At 54.6% G+C, this 21,740-nt stretch carries 11 protein-coding genes and 1 tRNA gene; 6 read left to right on the top strand and 6 right to left on the bottom strand.

From position 1 onward, the window contains the following. Positions 1 to 14: 14 nt before the first annotated feature. The 3 genes from Enr10x_RS12595 to Enr10x_RS12585 form a co-directional block, all read right to left on the bottom strand. Entirely contained in the window at positions 15 to 2,258 is a 2,244-nt protein-coding gene (locus tag Enr10x_RS12595) for a HEAT repeat domain-containing protein (RefSeq protein ID WP_145449519.1), read from the bottom strand. 417 nt (positions 2,259 to 2,675) lie between these two features. After that, positions 2,676 to 3,947 (bottom strand): diaminopimelate decarboxylase, encoded by a 1,272-nt coding sequence (lysA, locus tag Enr10x_RS12590; protein WP_145449516.1) that lies wholly within the window; start codon positions 3,945 to 3,947, stop codon positions 2,676 to 2,678. A gap of 92 nt (positions 3,948 to 4,039) precedes the next feature. Next, on the bottom strand, positions 4,040 to 5,053 hold the full coding sequence (locus Enr10x_RS12585; RefSeq protein WP_145449514.1) for an aspartate-semialdehyde dehydrogenase: 1,014 nt from the start codon (positions 5,051 to 5,053) through the stop codon (positions 4,040 to 4,042). 576 nt (positions 5,054 to 5,629) lie between these two features. On the opposite strand from Enr10x_RS12585, the gene purD reads away from it, so the two are divergent. From purD to Enr10x_RS12565, 4 genes are all read left to right on the top strand, one after another. Further along, the gene (purD, locus tag Enr10x_RS12580) at positions 5,630 to 6,901 is read left to right on the top strand and encodes a phosphoribosylamine--glycine ligase (RefSeq protein ID WP_145449511.1); all 1,272 of its coding nucleotides are present in this window, start codon (positions 5,630 to 5,632) and stop codon (positions 6,899 to 6,901) included. Between the two features lie 44 nt (positions 6,902 to 6,945). Beyond that, complete coding sequence (locus tag Enr10x_RS12575; RefSeq protein ID WP_145449508.1) at positions 6,946 to 7,701, top strand: 2-phosphosulfolactate phosphatase; 756 nt, start codon at positions 6,946 to 6,948, stop codon at positions 7,699 to 7,701. Positions 7,702 to 7,781: 80 nt separating this feature from the next. Next, positions 7,782 to 9,449: a glycine--tRNA ligase gene (locus Enr10x_RS12570; protein WP_197997586.1), complete on the top strand. Its 1,668-nt coding sequence runs from the start codon at positions 7,782 to 7,784 to the stop codon at positions 9,447 to 9,449. 53 nt (positions 9,450 to 9,502) lie between these two features. Further along, positions 9,503 to 11,041, top strand: a complete 1,539-nt coding sequence (locus tag Enr10x_RS12565; RefSeq protein ID WP_197997585.1) for an FAD-dependent oxidoreductase — start codon at positions 9,503 to 9,505, stop codon at positions 11,039 to 11,041. Between the two features lie 62 nt (positions 11,042 to 11,103). On the opposite strand, the gene Enr10x_RS12560 is transcribed toward Enr10x_RS12565, so the two are convergent. After that, a tRNA-Gly gene (locus Enr10x_RS12560) sits at positions 11,104 to 11,174 on the bottom strand. 148 nt (positions 11,175 to 11,322) lie between these two features. Then, positions 11,323 to 16,011, bottom strand: coding sequence for an outer membrane protein assembly factor BamB family protein (locus Enr10x_RS12555; RefSeq protein WP_197997584.1), 4,689 nt, complete (start codon positions 16,009 to 16,011; stop codon positions 11,323 to 11,325). Between the two features lie 338 nt (positions 16,012 to 16,349). Between Enr10x_RS12555 and Enr10x_RS12550 the strand changes: the two genes are divergently transcribed. Both Enr10x_RS12550 and Enr10x_RS12545 read left to right on the top strand, forming a co-directional pair. After that, positions 16,350 to 18,797 carry a PSD1 and planctomycete cytochrome C domain-containing protein gene (locus Enr10x_RS12550; protein WP_232093366.1) on the top strand — a complete coding sequence of 816 codons (2,448 nt, stop codon included), beginning with the start codon at positions 16,350 to 16,352 and terminating at the stop codon, positions 18,795 to 18,797. A gap of 64 nt (positions 18,798 to 18,861) precedes the next feature. After that, on the top strand, positions 18,862 to 20,349 hold the full coding sequence (locus tag Enr10x_RS12545; protein WP_145107279.1) for a DUF1501 domain-containing protein: 1,488 nt from the start codon (positions 18,862 to 18,864) through the stop codon (positions 20,347 to 20,349). On the opposite strand, the gene Enr10x_RS12540 is transcribed toward Enr10x_RS12545, so the two are convergent. Next, entirely contained in the window at positions 20,346 to 21,701 is a 1,356-nt protein-coding gene (locus Enr10x_RS12540) for an arylsulfatase (RefSeq protein WP_145107282.1), read from the bottom strand. The two genes, Enr10x_RS12545 and Enr10x_RS12540, sit on opposite strands and share 4 nt — an antisense overlap. Positions 21,702 to 21,740: the final 39 nt, after the last annotated feature.

The raw sequence follows: 21,740 nt of genomic DNA, 5'->3' as shown, positions 1-21,740 counted from the left end.
TGCTGATTCCCGGTTTAAGGGAGCGAGGTCGCGGGCTGGAATTTCTGCAGCCGCTCGCCGACGATTTTGCTGTCGGGCATCAGGGTTCCCATGACGGAGGCCAGCGCGGTATTCAGCTTGGGATCTTTCGCTGCCTGGTAGGCCTTCTGGAGTTCAGTGACCTGCATGGTATCAACCAGCAGACCGAATTTCTGGATATGAAACGCCAACTGCAGTGCGGCGATTTCACGGACGTCTGCCTCGAAGGTCTGAGTTGTGACGACCTGTACCAGATCTTCCTGAGCGGAACGGGTTGGGATACTGCCGAGGGTGATGAGAGCATTGGAAGCCAGAGCCCGGTCGGAGACCAGGTCCAGCACTGGCTTTTCTGCCGGCTTCAGATCGTAGATATTCGTACGCTGACCAGTGGCGATGTGCGAGAGCCAGTACAAGGCGGCCGCCCTGTATTCTGAACGAAGTGCGCCGGTCAGTTCTGGAGTTTTCAGTCCGTCGAGGAAGGGTTTCATCTGGGAGCCGACGTCGTCTGAGTTCTGTGATTCCACAATGTATTTCACGAGGGGGTAATAACGCGTGGAATGTTCGATTTTATTTTGCAGACGCAGCGGGCCGTAAATGATGATCGGGATGTTGGCGGTGCGGGAATCGGCGCGCAGATTGGCGATGGTCTGAGAAAGCCCCCAGCGGGCGATATTATATTCCAGGGCAATAAATTCGATATCCATCCGCTGGGTAGCGGCTTTAAAACCATCCATGCCCGTCTGGACCGGTGTGGTATCGTAACCCAGTTCGTGGAAGACACCGGCCATGGTCTGCCCCCGGGGGATGTTGCTGTCAACAACGATGGCAGCCTGTGTTCCTTCCCCACGCAGAGCACGGGTCAGGATGCTGATCACCCGGGTGGCGCCGGGGAAAGGCCTGGCTGGATCGAGCTGCAGAATCGCGGTGGCTGCGGCGAACTGTACCCGACGGTCGGGATAGTTCAGGGCGGCGATCAGGGACGAGTGCTTGTCGAGCTGTTCGTGCAGCAGCGTACGAGAGCCGATCTGCCCCAGGGCTTTGAGTGCGGCCAGGGCACTGGGTGTGTGCCCCTGTTTCATGGCCAGGGCCAGCACGCGGCTGACCGCTTTGGGACCGGAAAGCAGAGCCAGGTTGAAGGCGGTTCCCGGTCCTTCGGGGAGCGGCTGATTCCAGCCAACCTGATATGCTTCCAGGGCGAGCGCCATTGCCAGGTAGAGTGTTTGTACGTCCTGTTTGTCCGGAGACATTTCGAGGGCTTCTTTGGCCAGCCGGAGCCCTTCGATCAGGTTGATTTCCTGAGTGGGCAGTTGTTTCTTGACGACTGTTTGAGCCGCATTATCCCAGACCCAGACGGACTGGTTTTCGGATTTCGCTTCATGTTTCTGGTAGAGATTCAGTGCCGCGTTTTTCAGAACCAGCTGTGCTTCGTGGCGATTGAGCTCATATGTTTTGCGGGGACTCTTGCCCAGGATCTTGGCCAGTGCCAGTCGGGCAGCGACCTGAACGCTTTGCGGCTGGCTCTGAGAATACGCTGGATTCCAGAGGTACAGGGCATCAGAAGGTCGGGCGAGATCGCCCAGTACGTCAGCAGCGATTTTGCGGATCTTTTCCTGCGGGGCACGCAGGGCGGCGATCAGTGGTTGTACGACCGGTTCACCGAGTTGTGTTAAAGCGAAGGTCAGCTCATCATTTCTGGCCGGGTCTTCGCTGCGGCTCAATTGATTGAGGATCGGAGGTGCGACAATCTCTCCAGCCGATTTGAGCTGGATGATCGCAATATCGCGTTCGGTGGGTGTTCCGGAGAGATCATTGATCAGGGCATTGATCCGGGCCGGATCAGTCGCGTAGGCCCGGAAAGCGGCTTCCATTTTCTTTAACAGTGTGATGGACTGCGGCTGAAGTTCTTTGTTGTTGGACAGTCGCAGGAAGGCAGCCGGGCCGTATTTGTCACGGAGCTTCAGGATCAGTTCGTCATCAGGATTGGCTTTGAGGAGCTGATCGAGATACGCTTTCGCGGAAGCCGCGTGTCCCAGATCGGTCAGTTGTACGACGGCCTGCATCAGCTGTTCGGGAGTTTCCGGTTTAGAGAGCAGCAGGTCGTCTGCAGTCAGGCCGGTAGCCGTTGTCGGTTCAGGAGTTGCTGCCGGTGGTGTTTCCTGAGACCAGACGTGCGCAGGTGTCACCACAGCGCAGAGAAATACCAGAGCAATCAATGCCAGGATCCGGTTGTTAAAAGACATTCAGTCGACTCCGTGTCGTCGTGGTTGTCGGCTATTCATGGCGGCTATCGGAACAGTGCCTGAGCAGGTACTGTCGAACTGATAGATAGAATATCTCTCAGTGAATTGATAGTAACAGTTTTAATATACTATTCTTATCACCTTACCCAAAACAACATAATTCAATTATTTCAATGGACTCTTCACAGAAATCTGTTGTCTGGTATTCGTATGGACATATTCTCCACGGCAGCTTCTGTATCAAGTATCATCGTTTCTGACGGCGATAAGGGTCCAATCGAAGCAAGCGGCCCCGACCCGCTTTCCTGCTCTCAGCGCATTAAAGCAGGCATGAACCCGATAACTGTTATAACCTGACCCCCGGCATCTGGCCTTCTGAACAGATTCGGAAGTTGAGTCACAGAGCCAATTTGAAGCTTAAGCCTGTTCCAGCGCGATCAGTTCTTCGTAGGTTTCGCGTCGGCGAATGACCTGATAATCGCTGCCATCCACCAGAATTTCCGCGCTGCGGGGACGGGCGTTGTAGTTGCTGCTCATCACAGAGCCATAAGCACCTGCGCTGAACATGCAAAGATAATCGCCCCGCTCCATGGGGGGCAGATAGCGGTCTTTAGCGAAATAATCGCAGGATTCGCAAACCGGACCGACCACATCGGCAGGTTCACAGCCTGCAATTTCCCCTTCACAGTCGAAAGGCATGGGGACTTTGGGTTTGACGGGCCAGACGCGATGATAGGAATCGTACATGGCGGGACGGACGAGATCGGTCATGCCCCCATCCTGAATGTAGAACAGCTTGCCCCCTTCCCGCTTGGTGAAGACGATCTGGCTGACCAGGATGCCGGAGTTCCCGGCGATAAAGCGTCCGGGTTCCAAAGCCAGGCGGCAGCCGATCTCCTTAATTGTGGGCACGATGACATCGGCATAAGTCTGGGCTGAGGGACCTTCGTCTGTTTTGTAACTGATCCCAAAACCGCCCCCCAGATTCATCCAGTTGGTGTTATGGCCTTTGTCCCGCAGCTGTTGAATGACTTCCGCCCCTTTCTTGACCGCTTTCGCATAGGGATCGGTCGAGAGGATCGGCGAACCGAGGTGCATGTGGATGCCGGTCAGTTCCAGTCGATCGTCCTTCAGGACTTTGTCTGCCAGTTCGGTGGCTCGTTCGATGTCCATACCGAACTTGTTACCCTTTTTGCCGGTTGTCGTTTTGTGATGGGTTTTGGCGTCAATATCCGGGTTGAGTCGCAGGGCGACCCGGCCGACGCAGCCCACTTCTTCCGCGATGGCGGCGATGGCATCGAGTTCGGCTTCGCTTTCGACGTCGAACATCAGAATGTCAGCTTTGAGGGCCTGGCGGATTTCTTCATCGGTTTTGCCCACTCCTGCGAAGACCACCCGGGTCGTGTCTGCACCAGCCTGTTGAACGCGGAACAGTTCCCCGCCAGAAACGACGTCAAAACTGCTGCCGGCGTCGTTCATCGTCTTGAGAATACTCAGATTGCCGTTAGCTTTCACGGAATAGCAGATGACCGGATCAACTTCAGCGAACGCATCCTGAATTTCTTTCAGCCGCCCCAGGAAAGCCGCTTTGGAGTAGATCCAGAGCGGAGTTCCAAATTCTTCTGCCAGCTTGGCGACAGGCACATTTTCACAGAACAGTTCATCGTTTTGATAATGAAAGGCAGTCATTGCGTAACCTTCACGAGGGTAAAATCATCATATACTGAAAGAAAACTCGACGCGCGAAGCAGCGAAGACGAAAGCGGCGACCAGGGGCCTGCTTAAGTGCAGGCTTTATGTTTGGCCAGCAGTTCTGCGATCTGAACCGCATTGGTAGCAGCACCTTTCCGCAGGTTATCGCTGACGCACCAGAAGGTGAGCCCGTTGGGATTCGAAATATCGCGGCGGATCCGTCCGATATAGACTTCGTCACTTCCATCACAGGTAGACGGCAGAGGGTACGACAGGTTCTGCAGGTCGTCCACCACCGTGATTCCGGGGAAATCGGAGAAGAGCTTGCGGGCTTCTTCGGGTGAAATCGGACGTTCGGTTTCGACGGTAATCGTTTCGCTGTGGCAGTTGGCGACCGGGATGCGGACGCACGTCGGATTGACCTGAATCGATTCATCGCCGAGGATTTTGCGGGTTTCATACACCATTTTCATTTCTTCACTGGTGTAGCCCTCTTCTTTTTCACTGCCGATCTGGGGGATGGCATTGAAGGCGATCGGGTGCGGAAAGACCTGGTATTCGTAGTCTTTTTCTTCCAGGTAGGCCCGGGAACCTTCCAGTAGATCGCTGGTGCCGGCCACTCCTGCACCACTGGTCGCCTGGTAGGTGCTGACGATAACCCGTTTGACGGGCGAAGCATCGTGCAGCGGCTTCAGGGCCATGACCATCTGCGTGGTCGAACAGTTAGGGCTGGCGATGATCCCTTTGGCTTCGAGGGCGGCTTCGGGGTTGATTTCCGGAACCACGAGCGCCACTTCCGGCTTCATCCGCCAGTAGCCAGATTCATCGATCACGATGGCGCCGGCTTCGACTGCCGAGGGCAGGAATTCGGCGGCAACATCATCAGGAGTCGAGGCAATGACCAGTTCGACTCCCTCGAAGGAATCTTTGGTCAGCTCTTCCAGAGTGTAAGTTTTTCCCTGAAATTCGAGTGTTTTGCCTGCGGATCGGGCCGAAGCCAGAAATCGAAAATTTTTAGCCTGGAAGTTCCGGTCTTCCAGCAGTTTCCGCATGATGTGCCCGACGGCACCGGTGGCACCAATGATGGCGACAGTATCAAACACTTTAAAATCTCCAGAGAATAAAAAAGGTTAAAAGTCTTTTTGCCGATTCACTTTAAGTCAATACTCTACAGGAATCGTACGATAAGATTAATTTCAGAGTCCGTACGTTATACCATGATCTTCTCTGCTGTGACAGCCAGTGGGTGGCGGGGGTTCAGCTGCGATGGCGCAGGGTCTCCTCCAGACAGGGGATCAGGGTCGAATGGAACATTATAGAGTCTCAAGGCGGTTTCGTCCAACGGGGCGGCCAGACTGCTCCAGGGGATGTGATTTCTGAACAAACTTTATGAGAAATCAAAAGGGATTTCGTCTGCAGCTCAGGAGAAAAGCAGCTTTTTAGGAGCAAAATCTAAAATTCGGGAACCGATGCTACTAGGGGCAAAACAGTGCTGATATACTCCACTGCTGTTGGAAACCCTCATACAGAGAGCATCTCTCGATGACGCAGGAGTCGTCCTGCTCTGGATTCAGAGGTGGTCACAAGACCGCGGAGATGCTAGTTCAGTTGGAGTCAGTCGGAACAGAACTGGCTCCCTGATTTTAAGATGTTGAATAACAAGCAGGTAACATAGAACGATGAAAGTGTTAGTGATTGGCCAGGGAGGCCGTGAGCATGCTCTGGTCTGGAAGCTGGCCCAGTCGGAATCCGTCTCCCAGGTCTATTGTGCACCCGGTAATGCAGGCACGCAGCTGGACGGAACAAATGTGGATATCAGTGTCTCGGATATCCCCCGCATGGTCGCCTTTGCCAAAGAAGAGTCAATCGGTCTGGCGGTCGTCGGTCCCGAAGTTCCTCTGGTAGCAGGCATGTCTGATGCTCTGCGTGCGGAAGGAATTCCGGTGTTCGGTCCTTCTAAAGCGGCTGCGGAACTGGAAGGGAGTAAATCCTTTGCCAAGCAGATGATGTGGAAGGCAAATGTGCCGACAGCGAAATCGGAAACGTTCAACAACTTCGAAGCAGCCGAGGCGTACATCGAAGACCGCGAAGAACAGCCACTGGTGATCAAAGCCGATGGTCTGGCCGCGGGCAAAGGGGTGTTGATCTGTGATACCAAACAGGAAGCACTGGACGCCATCAAGTCGCTGATGAAAATCAAAGAGTTCGGTGATGCGGGTAAAACCGTAATTATCGAAGAAAAGCTGATCGGCCAGGAAGTCAGTATTCTGGCCATCGTCAGCGGTTCTACGATCATCCCGCTGGAAACATCACAGGACCACAAGGCCGCCTACGACGGAGACAAGGGACCTAATACGGGAGGCATGGGAGCTTACAGCCCTGCACCGCTGGTGACCGAATCATTGATGAATGAGATCATCGAAAAGATCCTGGTTCCGATGGTGAATGTCATGAAAATCGAAGAGCGTCCCTTCAACGGGATTCTCTATGCGGGCCTGATGATTACCAATCAGGGACCGAAAGTCCTGGAATTCAACGTGCGGTTCGGTGATCCCGAAGCCCAGCCGGTACTGATGCGGCTTAAAACTGATCTTGGTCAGCTGTTACTGGCGGCTGCCGAAGAACGTCTGGATGACATCGATCCACTGGAGTGGGACGAACGCCCCACCGTTTGTGTGGTGATGGCTTCCGAGGGCTACCCGGGTGATTACGAAAAAGGGAGAGTCATTCGGGGGCTGGCAGAAGCTGCAGCGCTGTCGGATACGAAAGTCTTCCATGCGGGGACAAAGATGAAGGATGATCAGGTCGTGACCGATGGCGGACGCGTACTGGGAGTGACGGCGATTGGCGATTCGATCAGCGATGCCAAACTCAAAGCCTATCAGGCAGTGAAATGTATCCGCTGGGATGGTGCCTGGTGCCGCAAGGATATTTCCGACAAGGCTCGTTGAGTCCTGTTGTTCAAGTGAAGGAAAGCGCGACCGACTAACGAGCCATGCCTGCCGAGATCCGAACCTGCTTTTTGCCTGTCTTGTCACAACCTGAAGAGTTTTCAGGGAGTGTGGCTGTGATTCTGGATATTCTGCGTGCCTCATCCACGATGACGTATGCGCTGAATTCCGGGGCCGAGGCGATCATTCCGTGCCAGGAGATCGACGAAGCCCGCGCGCTGGCAGAACAAATGCGGTCGGAAGGTGAGCAGGTTCTACTGGGAGGCGAACGAGGGGGGATTCAGATTGAAGGCTTCGATCTGGACAACTCCCCTGCCCGCTATCCGGCTGAGGTGGTGGGAGGCAAACAGATTGTCTTCACCACTAGTAACGGAACACGGGCGCTCAAGCGGGCCATTCAGGCGCGTCGGATCCTGATCGGCGCCTTTATCAATCTGGATGTACTGCTGGAAATTCTCCGAGAGAGTGACGGGCTGATCTACCTGGTCTGTGCCGGGACGGATGGGGTCGTCACCGGAGAAGACTGTCTGTGTGCCGGTGCGATCGCGGCGGAGCTGGTAGATCAGTGCGAAACCGAACTGGTTCTGGACGATTGCACGCGGATCGTGATCGATCACTACCGGACACAGATCCAGCAGCCTGACGGTTTACTTCAGGGGGTCCGCGCCAGCCTGGGAGGCCGCAACCTGATTCGGCGTGGCTTTGAAGAGGATATTCGGCTATGTTCCCAGCGTGGCCTGATTTCCAAGGTTCCTGAATTTAATCACCAGACCGGCCTGATTACGTTTTCTGCCGGCTGAAACATACGATTCTCAAGCTGATTCCTGTTAAATCAAAAATTGAGCATGTCTGAATAAGACAAAATGGAAAGACCAAATCGATGAAAAAAGAGATGGAAAAAATTGTGGCGTTGTGTAAGCGACGCGGGTTTGTTTTTCAGTCTTCCGAGATCTATGGCGGATTACAGGGATTCTGGGATTACGGCCCACTGGGAGTCGAACTGAAGCGGAATGTGCGGGAGGCCTGGTGGTCGGACATGATCACGACGCACAATGAGCTGATCACGCCGGAAGGGGCACCCAAGCCGTTTGGCATGACCGGAGTGGAGACCACCATCATCATGCATCCCAGCGTCTGGAAAAGCTCCGGGCACTTCGATCTGTTTCATGACTTCATGGTCGATTCCAAAGAGTCCAAGGCTCGGTTCCGCGTAGACCATGTTTCGGTCGCGGTCGCCTATGCGTCCGACGAGAAGCCGGTCGCCTGTGAAACGTACATGGCGGACATTGGCGAGGAAGGACTTTCCAAAACGAAACGGAAGCGTCTGGAAAAAGCGATTGCCGAGTATGAGAAAGAGAACAATCTCTCCAACAGCGAAACGCCACAGATTTCCGTCTGCAATCTGATGGAATACGCCAAAATGCTGGCAGATTCAGGGATTCCTGCAACCGGCAAGCTGGAAGCCCGCTGTCCCGAAACGGGGGGAGAACTGACCGAACCCCGCGAGTTTAACCTGATGTTTAAAACGATCATCGGCGCGCTGTCAGGCGAGGAAGGAACTGCCTTTCTGCGTCCCGAAACGGCCCAGGGGATGTTCGTCAACTTTAAAAACGTGGTCGACAGTGGACGCGTGAAGATTCCATTCGGGATTGCCCAGATCGGAAAAAGTTTCCGGAACGAAATTACGCCGCGCAACTACACCTTCCGCTCGCGCGAATTCGAACAGATGGAAATGGAATTCTTCTGTCATCCGGATGAATCCTTCGAATGGTACAAGTACTGGCGCGATCGCAGGTACAACTGGTACATCAAGCACGGGATTAACCCTGAGAATCTGATTCTCCGCGACCATACGCAGGAAGAGCTGGCCCACTACTCCGTGGGGACAGCGGATGTGGAGTATGCATTCCCCTTCATGGAAGAGAACGAGTATGGAGAGCTGGAAGGGATTGCCCATCGTGGCGATTTCGATCTGCGTTCACACATGGAAGGGAAGCTGGTTCGTGAAGGCGATCAGCTGGTGGTCGAAAAGAATGAGCATGGTCAGCCCAAGTACAAAGGGAGCGGAAAAGATCTGACTTACTTCGACGATCAGACCCGCGAACGGTTCATTCCGCACGTGATTGAACCGGCTGCCGGGGCGGACCGGGCGACGCTGGCATTCCTGTGCGAAGCGTACTACGAAGACGAGCAGCCCGATGAGAATGGAAAAATGCAGTCCCGCACAGTGATGCAGTTCCATCCCAAACTGGCGCCGGTCAAAGCGGCCGTGTTCCCGTTGATCAAAAAAGCGGGCATGCCGGAAGTGGCAGCTGACATTTACGGGAAACTGAAGAAAGCCGGGATCCAGGCGGTTTACGATCAGCAGGGCGCGATCGGGCGGCGTTATCGTCGTCAGGATGAGATCGGAACACCTTTCTGCTTGACAGTGGATGGGGAGACCGAACAGGATAACTGTGTAACCCTGCGTGATCGCGATTCGCTGAAACAGGAACGCGTTCCCATCGACGACATCGTGTCGGAAGTTCAACGGCGCATTCAGGGATAAGAGCCTGCACCGTTTCAACTGCAACCAGACATCAGCTGAAAGAGGAGCCTGACATGGCAGACAAAAAGATAGACCGCCGCGATTTTGGAAAATATCTGGCTGGTGGAACTGCCGCTTTTCTGACAGGAGCAGCCAGCGCGGCCGACAAACAGCCGCTTGTCGATGGCGTGACGCGACCTTCGAATACGCTGCTTCTGGACGGAGGTGGTCAGTCGGTCTGGAATTCGACTGCACAACATGTCCGCACCCGGGGCTGGGTTTCTCCGGACGGGAAAGTCTTTCACGAAGCGGCACGGAACATTCCCATCGAGGAAGAAGACGATGTCATTGTGTGTGGGGGTGGACCGGCCGGTTTCGCCGCTGCTCTGGCTGCCGCCCGCAGTGGGGCGAAAACCAGGCTGCTGGAAGTGAATGGCTGTGTGGGAGGTGTCTGGACGGCCGGTGCGCTAACGTTGATTATCGATGCCCAGAATAAGCCGGGGATCATGCATGAGATTTTGGACAAGCTCGAAGAACGCGGTGCCAGTAATGTCTTGAATAACGGTTCCGTGGCGTATGACACCGAGAAAACCAAGCTGCTGCTGGAAGATCTCCTGCTCGAAGCGGGTGTGAAAATTCAGCTGCATACCCGCGTGGTTGGTGCGGTGACGGACATCAATAATCGCCTGTCGGTGATCGTCACCGAATCAAAGTCCGGTCGACAGGCCTGGCGGGCGAAGTCATTCATTGACTGTACTGGTGATGGAGACATGGCGGCGCAGGCCGGCTGTGGCTATGAATTCGGCCAGCCCGGAACCGGACTGACTCAGCCGATGAGCCTGATGGTACTGCTGACCGGTGTGACTACTGACGGGATCGCGGCGTTTGTCCGTGGTGATGCCGAGCCCCGCAAGCTGGGGAACCCGAAGAAGAACCTGCTGGCAGAATTTCAGCGGGCCGGCATAGACCCCTCTTATGGCGGTCCCACCATTTTCCGTGTCCGGGACGGACTGTTTGCGATGATGGCCAACCATGAATACGGGACACTTTCCATCGATGCCGCCCACGTGACTGATGCGACACTGCAGGCGCGACGTGAAGTGCACAAGCTGGTTAACAGTCTCAAAAAACTGGGAGATCCCTGGACGAACCTGGAAATTATCGCGACAGCCGAACAGATCGGAACGCGTGAAGGACGACGTATTCTGGGACGCTATTACGTGACCAGCGAAGATCTCAAAAACGGGGCTCGCTTTGATGATGCGATCTGCCACGTAAGGTTTGGAATCGACGTGCATTCCACCAATCCGGGAAAGACGAAAGCGATTGAAAAGAAACCGTTCAAATCGAAGCCGTATGATATTCCCCTGCGGGCTTTGATTGCCCGGGATGTGAATGGACTGATGATGGCGGGACGCTGTATCAGCGGCGATTTTATCGCGCACAGCAGCTATCGGGTTACAGGGAATGCAGTTGCGATGGGAGAAGCGGCGGGTGTCGCGTCAGCCGTCGCTGCGACTTCCGGGAAAATGCCCCACGAGGTCCCCTTCTCTGCCGTTTCAAAGCAACTGGCCCAGATTCGTGACGAGGATCAGCAGCAGGTCAAGAGCTAGGCGGCCCTTCGACGGTGTGCAGAAGCGGCGAAAGCATTGCCTGGCCAGGCAGTGGAAAGAAAAGCGGCTGAAGGGAATCGAACCCTCGTCACCAGCTTGGGAAGCTGGGGTAATACCATTATACGACAGCCGCGAAGCTGTGATAATGACAGCCTAAACCGGGGACGGGTTCGGGTCAAGTATCCGGGGAACGGCGGTGGCTGTATTCCTGGATTTCTGGTGTTCCAGGTCCGGAAAGTCGGTTTCTGACGGTGGTTTTCCCCTGGCCATAGTGGCTCAGGCTACAAAGGAGAGTCAAGCAGCTGATCCAGTGCCCGGGTTGGGTTGTTGTAGTCAATCTCCACGGCACTGTGCATTCCCTGCAGGATCATTTTCTTGAACCGCGGGTCAATTTGCATCTGCAGGATGGTGTCTTTAAGCAGGTTATCCTTGAAGCCGATTGTCTTTCCGGTCTTCGCATCGAGAATTTCGAACAGGAAGGAATAACTGCGGGTGCGGGATTCTGTGCGGATTTTACTCATCAGGATCAGAAACGGGAGCCGGTATTGCGACGTATCGATCCAGGAGCGTTTGGGGAGGTTGCGGTTCCAGAGGATTTTGCCGGACTGCTTGTCGATGCTCATCAGATCGTTATCGATGTGAACCACATTCAGGAATGAATCGCTGATATAGAAGTCGTTCTGTGGTGGCCGCCGACGCGGTGTGGTGTAAGAGAAGTTGAAATAGTAACGGTCGTGATCGGAAAACCCGATGAATTTGTTGAGGTTTTTGAGATATTCATCGGGGATTACGGTTTCGATCACCGTCTCCCCGGTTTCCACATTCAGGACTCTGAGCCTGTTTTTAGGCAGCAGAATGGCGAGTTCCGTGTCGGAAATCTGGGTCGAGAAACCGGAGCTGGAAACCGGTTCATCGAGGAGTAGACGGTCGGAGAGAGGATCCCACAGGCGGACCCGTTTTTCCGTGGTGGAGTTCGTTTCATAGAACAGCTTGCGGCCAAAGACGTGCCGGGAACGGCTATTCAGTTCAAGCTCGCCCTGGCGAATCCGTTCTCCGGTAATGGAACTGTAAACATCGTAGTTCGTGCGGTTGATGCTGAAAGCGACGACCGCCTCCTGATCGCCGATGAGCCCTTTGCTGGAATCGCTGAGGAATCCGGATTTGGAGGGAATGTTTTTCCGCTCCCAGAGGACCTTGCCGTTGGCGGGGTTCAGGCCGAACAGGCGGTTGTCCCACTGAAAGATACAGACCCGGGGGCCGGAGGGGCCGACGTAGAACAGCGATTGAGAGTTGTTTAAGTCATCGAATTCCGTCGTCCAGAGGGGGGAAGAGATTTCATCCTGAAGCTGCAGCAGCGAGACTCCATGAATTTTACGACTGCTGCCCAGGGGGATGAAATGCCCCACGCGGGTATTACGTGAATGGTAGGGATACGAGATGCGGTCCGAGACCTTGATCTGGCCAATCGTCTGACCGGCGTGCCGATTGACCACGCTGAGCAGAGACCCCTGTTTTAACAGGAGCTGTGAAATTTCCGGTGGTGGCAGGAACTTTCGCTCATAATTTCGGTAAGTACCGGCGATCTCCGGTACAGGAGCTCCGGAGTCACTCTGCCTGATTTTGACGTGAGTGACTTTCTGCTGCAGAGGCTGCATGGTCTGGAAAATCGTCCAGGCGGCGGATCCACGATTAAAACGCTGGACATATTCCCCCCCCGTGAGGTCATTTTCCAGTTTAACGTCTGTGTATTTTTCGTTGAGTTCATTCAAGAGACCAGCCGTCTCGTGAGGCAGACCAACCGACTCCCAGAGTTCCAGCAACTGGCGTGTCGCTTCAGCGGCAATACTGGGATCAGCATGGGCCTGGTTCTGCATCAGCAGAAATTCTGCCTGCTGGACCTGACCGGCCTGTTTCAGTTTCTCAGCCAGAACGCTGCGGACTTCCACAGCCTGAGACCAACTGCCGTAGGTATCCAGAAAGGCCTGCAGCGCTGCGGGAGAAGCGTCCTGCAGGGAGGACTGCTGATCTTCGGTAATGATTGTGTTGAGAGTTGCCTGATCGTTCTGGTCCGCTTTGTCTGAAATTCTCTGCATCAGACCTGCGATCAGACTCTGGACGGTAACCAGGTGATGCGTATCCCCGGCCATCGCCAGTGGCTGATTGACCTCGATTTTTTTGAAATCCTCGGCAACCTGCATCAGGCCGTGGTAGTCTTCCTGGTCCAGCAGGTATTTTGATTTGCGGGAAAGGAAGCGGCCCCGTTCCAGCGGTGTATGTGCCAGGGTTTCCAGCTTACCCAGAAGCTCAAATTCATTTTTATGACTGCGGTTCAGTTCGGCATAAAGCAGTTCCCGCAGCAGGGCTTCAGAACGGTCCTGTACGGCAGGATCTGCCTTGACCGACAGCAGGGATTCCAGTCTGAGCTGCGCGCCGGTCAGATTGCCCAGGGCGAGTTCGAGTTCTGCTTTAAGTAACTGGTCGGCCTGTTTCTGTTTCGAGTTCAGCGAGGGGGCCTTGTCAGGCAATCTGGCCAGCATTGCCTCTGCCTGAGGGAAGGAATCGATCTGCCAGAGTCCGACGGAGATAATCCGCCCGCGATGGGCAATGATATTTCCCGGTGCCCACTCGTACTGACTGGGACTGGTTTGAGAGTCCTGTCCTTCCCGGGAGACGGTTTCAAAGGCATAGGCTGCGCCTTGTCGGAGTTTCTGTTTGAAATCGTGGTTGAGAATACTGGAGATCTGATTTGAATTACTGAGGGAAAATCCGACTTCCCGACCTGAGGGGATATTGATTTTGAGTACATGCCCTGCTCTGGTCGGCAGAAGATAGTCATGGTGAGAGAGAAATCCTTTGCCGGAAACCGGCCCGACCTGCAGGTGCCAGAGTTCTCTGCCATCCTCCACATGTCGACCGCGGCAATAGTCGGATCCGACGACGAGCACCGTGTCGTCAACGACAGCTGCAATGTATTCGCCATCCTCCCGATTCACCTCTTCCCAGAGGGGCAACCCGGATTTCAGATCAATGCAATGAATGTAGGGAGAACCGCTGGGCAGGTAGAAGACCCGATTTCCGGAGATCACCGGTGCACTGGTCAGGCCCGGGTGTCCAAAGCTGACCGGGCGATAGTAACGCTTTTGAGCGATGCGGCGGGACTGGTCGCCTTCGCCATAGTAATAGTTCCAGAGTAGATCTCCGTTGGTCGCATCCAGGGCCACCAGCGTGTCGATTTGTGTGGTGCAGACAACGATCCCTTCACTGCTGGCCAGCGGGCATTGCTGCCAGGACCGCTCACGGTCGGTGAAAATGGGCTGATTGACATAGGCCAGTCCCTGCTTCCAGTAGATCGATCCATTATGGGGGTTGATGCAGAGGACGGAGAGCTGGCTGTTGTGCTCAGCGATGGCATACAGATAATTTCCCACCGGTAGTGGTGCCCCCAGGAAATAATAGCCGGATATCGTCCAGAGAGGTTTGACGGGTAAGATTGTTTCAGTCTGTCCATTCGCGGAAGGGGCACGGATCGTGGTTAATCCATCCGTAGCGGTTTCCGGTGACTTGACCGGGAGGGCGACCAGACGATTGCCTCTCTGAGAAACCAGGGGGAATTGTGCACTGGAGCGACGAAGTCCCAGGTTCCTTTCAACGGGGGGTAACTGGTCGGGCAGATAATCCACGGCGAAAACGGCCTGTCCATTGCTGGAGAGGGAGCCATAAATGGAATTGCAGCTGTAAAATTTTTCCAGTGACAGGTTCTGAGAATAGGCAGCATGGCCAGGCGTGCGGGCATCCACCTCGTCGATTAACTGGTTGAGGCTTCCGGCGCTCTGAAACAGCCAGTCCGTTTTTCCGGAGTCCAGATCGACGGCCCTGATCCCCTGAAAATCGCGGTACACGACCAGATTGTCCACAGCAATCGGGAGGTTGGCTACTGCGGTCGACTGATTTTCACGCTGTTGTTTGCGTTCCCAGTTGATCAGGGACTCCAGCGCCCGGTGTTTTTCAGTGCGGGCAATGGGTTGGCTCCAGTCTGCTTTGAAATAAGGCACACTGGCATCGACAGACTGGTTCCGTTGCGGATTACCCTGGGCATACAGCCAGCCGCGGCTTTCCTGGGTGCGGGGCATGTTCTGCAGAGTCAACGCCAGCTGCCCAACTGCCTGGGGCAGACTCAACGTTTTACCGCCGAGTGAGACGTGGGCGTTCTTGCGGGCTGCCAGGATCCGCGCGACTTTTTCCTGTTGGCCGGACTGCTGATAGGAGACAGCTGCTTTCAGAAAGTGGATCGGCTGCATTCGCGACTGGTGAATGCGGCTTTCCAGGAGCAGATCCCAATAGCGTGAGGCGAAGTCAAAGTTACCCTGCTCCAGATGTCGTGTGCCTAAGTAGTCGAGGGCTTCAAATCCGGCCTGGAGAGGAAAAAAACGTAAGGCGATCTGCTCGAACAGGCGCAGGTCGTCTGATTGTCGTGCCTGTTCCAGCATTGAGTTGGCCTGGGGGCCCGAGATCCGTTCGTAGTCGGACAGGGCGCGCGGCGTGGCGGTGGAGAGCAGTTCCCGGGTACGCTGTCGGAAATTAAACGGACGTTTCTGATCATCGGGCCAGAAAAAGTAGTCTTCCTGGTGATCGAGCAGCTTCTCCAGCTGCAGGGCTCCTTCGGTGAATTCCCGTTCATGAAATTTCTGTTCGGCTCGTTCGAATTGTGTACGCAGACTGCGATTGCGGTAGATGCGATGGATTAAGGCTTCCCGGTCTGCTGAAATCTCGGCAGGATCGGGCTCGCTCTGCTCGGGAACTGTCTGATCCGGAGGGTCGAGGAACGCGAGCAGAAGATTCTGTCCGACTCCCTCTTGAGAAAGGAGATAAGTACAGGAAAAGATCAGGAGGAAACCCGCTCCGATAAACAGCCTGGCAGAGACACTCTTCAGGGGAGAACGCCCTGAGAATGGAGGACTTAATCGATTCATCCTGCGAATTCTCCTCGGGTGCTGAAACAGTTGCCAGTGTCGAAGCGCGTCTGTACTTACAGCCGCAGGCATTATAGCACATTCACCGGAGAGACAGACAGACTACTTTCGCAGGTGTCGCGGCAGAATACCGAAGAAAAAAGACACAAATTCCTGTACAGGAAATAACTTAGGGTTGTTTATTGTTGAATTGACATTCATTTATGGAATGATTGAGAATAGAATAAATAATAGTGCTGTCTTTATGACACTTTCGCATTCGATCATTCTGTGGACACGCAATATTCAAGAGAGAGTTCTGTATGCCAGATTCAAGTCGCTCGAGGATCAGATCGCTTTTGCAGCAATCACTCTTTCTGGGGGCCATCATCAGTTGCACTTTGGGGCTGACAGGAGGCGTTGGGGCAGAAACAAAGAATTTACCCACCGAGCCTCAGTCAAAACCTCCGGTCGATTTTACACAGGATATCCAGCCCCTGCTGGCAAAGCATTGTTATTCCTGTCATGGTCCTGATGTACAGGAGGGAGGTCTGCGTCTGGATCAGAGCGAACAGGCGTTTAAGCAGTTGGAGTCCGAAGCGACTGCGATTGTTCCCCGCCATCCCGAGCAGAGTGAGCTGCTCGCCCGGATCTCTCCGCGGGATGACGGCATGCAGATGCCTCCTGAAGGTGAGCAACTGAAACCGGCTCAGGTAGAACTGATTAAAAACTGGATTGCCCAGGGAGCCGAATGGAAAAAACACTGGGCGTTCGAACCTCCCCGAAAGCTGGCACCCCCTGCGACGAAAAATCAGTCATGGGTCCGTAACCCCATTGATGCTTTTATTCTAAGCAAACTGGAACAGAAAGGGCTTTCCCCTGCACCGCCCGCAGACAGGGTGGCGCTGATTCGCCGTGCGTATTTCGATCTGACCGGACTGCCGCCGACTCCCGAAGAGGTGGATCAGTTTGTGAACGATTCTGCACCGGATGCTTACGAAAAACTGATCGACCGTCTGCTGGCATCTCCCCACTACGGAGAACGCTGGGCACGTCACTGGCTGGATCTGGTCCGCTATGCGGATACGAACAGTTATGAACGGGACGGGGATAAGCCCAACGCCTGGCGCTTCCGGGATTATGTCATCCGCTCTTTCAATGAAGACAAACCTTACAACCAGTTTATCAAAGAACAACTGGCCGGGGATGAACTGGATCAGGTGACCAACGACTCGATTATTGCCACCGGCTATTATCGTCTGGGACTGTGGGATGATGAGCCCGCTGATCCGCTGTTGAGCTATTACAATGAGCTGGATGATATCGTGACCACAACCAGCCAGGTCTTTCTGGGGCTGACGCTCAACTGCGCCCGCTGCCATGAACATAAAATCGACCCGATTCCGCACGAGGATTACTATCGATTCATGGCCTTTTTTCATGGCCTGAATTCGTACGGTATCCGTTCCGATCAGCTTTCCTACAATCAGACCGATATCACCGGCTCCAAACTGGCTGCCCGCTATGCAGAGCTCGATCAGAAACAGGGCACGCTGAAAAAGGAAATGCAGTCGCTGGAGGAGACGGGGATCAAAAAAATGTCGGGCGTCGATCAGCGGCGCTCCGAAACCAGAGAACGCAAAAAGTTACTGAAAGAAAAACTGGCGCAGTATCTGGAGCCCGGTCAGATGCAGGACTACCAGAAAATGCAGTCTAAAATGAAGGAACTGAATGCCGAGCGGAAAAAGCTGCCACCCCGCAAGATGGCTTTGAGTGTCAGACGCAGCCTGAAGGAACCCCGGGAAACCTTCGTATTACTGCGGGGCAATCCGCACGTGAAGGGGGAAAAAGTTGAGCCCGGATTTCCGGAGATTTTTGGTGGCTCTCAAGCAGAGATCCCCAAACCGGAAGGTGAACAGAAAACATCAGGCCGGCGGCGGGTGCTCGCGGAATGGATCGCCAATCCAGACAATCTGCTGGCTTCACGGGTGATTGTGAACCGGATCTGGCAGCATCACTTTGGTCGTGGCATAGTACAGTCTCCGAATAACTTCGGACAACTGGGGGTACCGCCGACCCATCCGGAACTGTTGGACTGGCTAGCGTTGAAATTCAACGATGAAGGCCAACATTTCAAGGCGCTGCACAAGCTGATCATGCTGTCGAATGCTTATCAGATGTCATCTCAATTCTCAGAAGAGGTGGCTGCCGTCGATCCGGCCAATGATCTGTTCTGGCGGTTCAATATGCGGCGTCTGAGTGCAGAAGAGGTTCGCGACAGCATTCTGGCTGTCAACGGTCGGTTAAATTCTAAAATGTATGGTCCCGGTTTCTATCCCCAGATTTCCAAAGAAGTGATGCAGGGACAGTCTCGACCGGGGGCGGGCTGGGGTGACTCTTCCGAAGAAGAGCGGGCGCGGCGGAGTATCTATATTTTCGTGAAACGCTCGCTGCTGACTCCCCTGCTCTTTAATTTTGACTTTGCCGATACTGACAGCAGTTGTGCAGTCCGGTTTGTGACGACCCAGCCTGCGCAGGCACTGGGGATGATCAACGGAGCGTTCGTCAATCGCCAGGCAGAATATCTGACCGATCGACTGCTCAAAGAGGGGGCTGCAGAATACCCCGCCTTCGTAGCACGGGCGATACGTCTGGCCTATGGACGACAGCCTGAACCCGGTGAAGTTGACCAGGGAGTGAAGCTCATCAAGAGCTTGATGCAGAAACACCAGCTATCCGAACGGCAGGCACGTGATTATTTCAGCCTGACGATCTTAAACCGCAACGAATTTGTTTATCTCGATTAATACAGCTGCAGACTGATTTCGCTGACTTAATATAGTGTCAGCCGAGCGTATAAAGGATCAGGATATGAGTTTAGAAAAGCAACCTCAACAACCAGCCGGACATGCACAGTTCTGTCGTCGTACGCGGCGGGAATTCCTGTGGGAAGCCGGAGGCGGATTTGGTTCTGTCGCCTTAACCGGGATGCTGTCAGCGGATGGTTTTCTGAATTCGCAGGCCGTGGCTGCCGACGGTGTGAGCCAGTTCCGGAACCCGCTGGCTCCCAAAGATCCTCACTTCAAACCTAAAGCCAAGAGCGTGATCTTCCTGTTCATGTACGGCGGGCCCAGTCATGTGGATACCTTCGATCACAAGCCGAAACTGTATGGGCTGGATGGGAAGACGATTCCTGTCAAAACCAAGGGGCGTGGCGGTGAAAAGAATGAAGGCCGCGTGGTGGGACCCAAATGGAAGTTCAAGCAGTACGGCGAATCGGGACAATGGATTTCGGATCTGTTTCCACACCTGGCGACCTGCGCGGATGACATTGCGTTTCTCAAGTCGATGACCGCTGATTCTCCGATTCATGGATCGGCGATGCTGATGATGAACTCGGGACGGATCCTGAGCGGGTTTCCCAGCATGGGGTCGTGGTTGAATTATGGTCTGGGTAGTGAAAATGAGAACCTGCCCGGCTATGTCGTGATGCTCGATCCGACGGGCGGTCCGATCAGTGGAGCCAAGAACTGGTCGAGCGGCTTTATGCCGGCTACTTACCAGGGGACAACGATGCGCTCGAAGGGCGCGCCGCTGGTTGATTTGCGTCGACCGGCTGGCATGAGCAGAGACGTACAACGGGAACTGCTGGATGCACTGAAGACGGCTAATGAAAAGCATGAAGCGACCCGCGCCGGAAATTCAGAACTGGCGGCCCGGATTGCCAGCTATGAGCTGGCCTTTAAAATGCAGCAGCATGCTCCCGAAGCAGCGGATCTGGCTTCAGAGACGCAGCAGACTCAGGATCTGTACGGGTTGAACAATCCCCGGACGGCCGATTTCGGCAGACGCTGTCTGCTGGCCCGCCGTCTGGTGGAACGGGGCGTGCGTTTCATTCAGCTCTACTCGGGGGGGAATCATAACGATGCGAACTGGGATGCTCACGGAGACCTGGTCAAAAACCACAGCTATCATGCGGGAAACACGGATCAGCCGATTGCAGCGTTGATTAAGGATCTGAAGGCACGAGGGCTGTTCGATGAGACCCTAATCGTCTGGGGAGGCGAATTCGGTCGTCAGCCTACCGCGGAATACGCAAAGGGCACAGGCCGCGATCATAACTCCTTCGGCTTTACGATGTGGACCGCAGGCGGCGGGATCAAGGGCGGAACTTCCGTTGGTGCGACCGATGAGCTTGGCTCAGCAGCCGTTGAAAAGCCTTTCCATGTAAAACGCCTGCACGCGACGATCCTGAACCAGATGGGACTGGATCCGAATCGCCTGTCCTACTTCTATGGTGGGCTGGATCAGAAGCTGGTTGGTGTTGAGCATACCGAACCGATCCACGAGATCATTTAGTCGTTGGACTGGCTTGCGGCGATCTGCCGTTTCATCCGTGCGACAAGTTCCGGGTGCTCTGCAGCCAGATCATGCGCTTCTCCGATATCCGTCTCCAGGTTATAGAGCTCCAGCGGTTTGTTGGGACCGGTCTGAACCGCTTTCCATTTGCCGGCACGCAGGGCCACTTTACCCCGGTACTTCCAGAACATGGTGTCGTGTTTCTGCTGTGGCTGACCGAGCAGTGTCGGCAGATAGGAAATACCGTCGATATTGTTCGGGGGCTCGACGCCTGCCAGTTCGCAGGCTGTGGGTAAAAAGTCCCAGAAGGCACTGATGTGATCCGTTGTGCGGTCCGGTTTGATTTTTCCGGGCCATTTGACAATCAGGGGCACTCGAATCCCGCCTTCATAGAGATCACGTTTGTAACCTTTCAAGGGACCATTGGAATTGAAGAATTCCACCTGGTGCATCCCTTCCTGGTGGGGACCGTTGTCTGAGGTGAAAAAGATGATCGTTTTGCGTTCGAGCTTGAGTTCTTTCAGCAGCTGAACCATCCGGCCCAGATCCCGGTCGAGACGGGTGACCATCGCGGCGAAGCCTTTCTCCGGTTGAGGCCATTCCCGGTCTGCGTACTCACCATATTCAGGGACTTCCATGCCATCCCCGGTGGCGCGTCCCCCTTCATTGTTCGCATGGGGGATGGTGTAGTGCGCCTGCAGGAAGAAGGGCTGGTTCGCATGCGTTCTGATGAAGTTGAATGCTTCGCGGGTCAGCAGGTCATGGGAATAGGTTTCGCGAGAGATAGAGACCCGCTTGTGAGGGCCGACTTTATTACCGGGGAGCGAGACTTCCTGTTCGTTGCTCCAGAGGTATTCAGGATAGAAGTTGTGGGCATTGCCCTGGTCCAGGTAGCCAAACCAGAAGTCGAAGCCCTGCTTGCTGGGAACCCCCGTTGATTCCGGGATGCCCAAAGCCCATTTTCCAACGCCGCCGGTCGCGTACCCCTGCTGCTTGAGCAGCGTGGTGACAGTCGTCGTGCCTTCGGGGAAGTAATACTGTTCGTTTTGACTGATGGGGGTATGTCCGGAATGCTGGCCGCTGAGCAGCACTAGTCGTGAGGGGCGGCAGACGGTGTGACCTGCATAGTGATTGGTGAATCGCATGCCCTGTTTGGCCAGCTGATCGATGTTGGGGGTTTTGATGATTTTCTGCCCGTAACATCCCAGATCGCCGTAGCCCATGTCGTCTGCCATCACGTAGATGATGTTGGGCCGTTCCTCTGCCTGGAGATGGTCAGTGACACAGAACGGGAACAGTAGACAGAACGAGAGGAAAAAAAGGATGCGGCAGAGCTTAAGGGAACAGGTCATCGTTTGGAACCTTGAGGTCAGTATGTTTCAGGGGATGAT

It is taken from the genome of Gimesia panareensis, assembly GCF_007748155.1.
In the GTDB taxonomy this organism is placed as follows: Bacteria; Planctomycetota; Planctomycetia; order Planctomycetales; family Planctomycetaceae; genus Gimesia; species Gimesia panareensis.
Note: the sequence above shows the minus strand (reverse complement) of the source record. Positions and strands in the feature narration are given on the sequence as shown.

Excerpts from the sequence above, each read along its gene's own strand:
- Enr10x_RS12595 (WP_145449519.1), bottom strand. The coding sequence starts at position 2,258 with ATGTCTTTTAACAACCGGATCCTGGCATTGATTGCTCTGGTATTTCTC.
- lysA (WP_145449516.1), bottom strand. The coding sequence starts at position 3,947 with ATGACTGCCTTTCATTATCAAAACGATGAACTGTTCTGTGAAAATGTG.
- purD (WP_145449511.1), top strand. The coding sequence starts at position 5,630 with ATGAAAGTGTTAGTGATTGGCCAGGGAGGCCGTGAGCATGCTCTGGTC.
- Enr10x_RS12575 (WP_145449508.1), top strand. The coding sequence starts at position 6,946 with ATGCCTGCCGAGATCCGAACCTGCTTTTTGCCTGTCTTGTCACAACCT.
- Enr10x_RS12570 (WP_197997586.1), top strand. The coding sequence starts at position 7,782 with ATGAAAAAAGAGATGGAAAAAATTGTGGCGTTGTGTAAGCGACGCGGG.
- Enr10x_RS12565 (WP_197997585.1), top strand. The coding sequence starts at position 9,503 with ATGGCAGACAAAAAGATAGACCGCCGCGATTTTGGAAAATATCTGGCT.
- Enr10x_RS12555 (WP_197997584.1), bottom strand. The coding sequence starts at position 16,011 with ATGAATCGATTAAGTCCTCCATTCTCAGGGCGTTCTCCCCTGAAGAGT.
- Enr10x_RS12545 (WP_145107279.1), top strand. The coding sequence starts at position 18,862 with ATGAGTTTAGAAAAGCAACCTCAACAACCAGCCGGACATGCACAGTTC.
- Enr10x_RS12540 (WP_145107282.1), bottom strand. The coding sequence starts at position 21,701 with ATGACCTGTTCCCTTAAGCTCTGCCGCATCCTTTTTTTCCTCTCGTTC.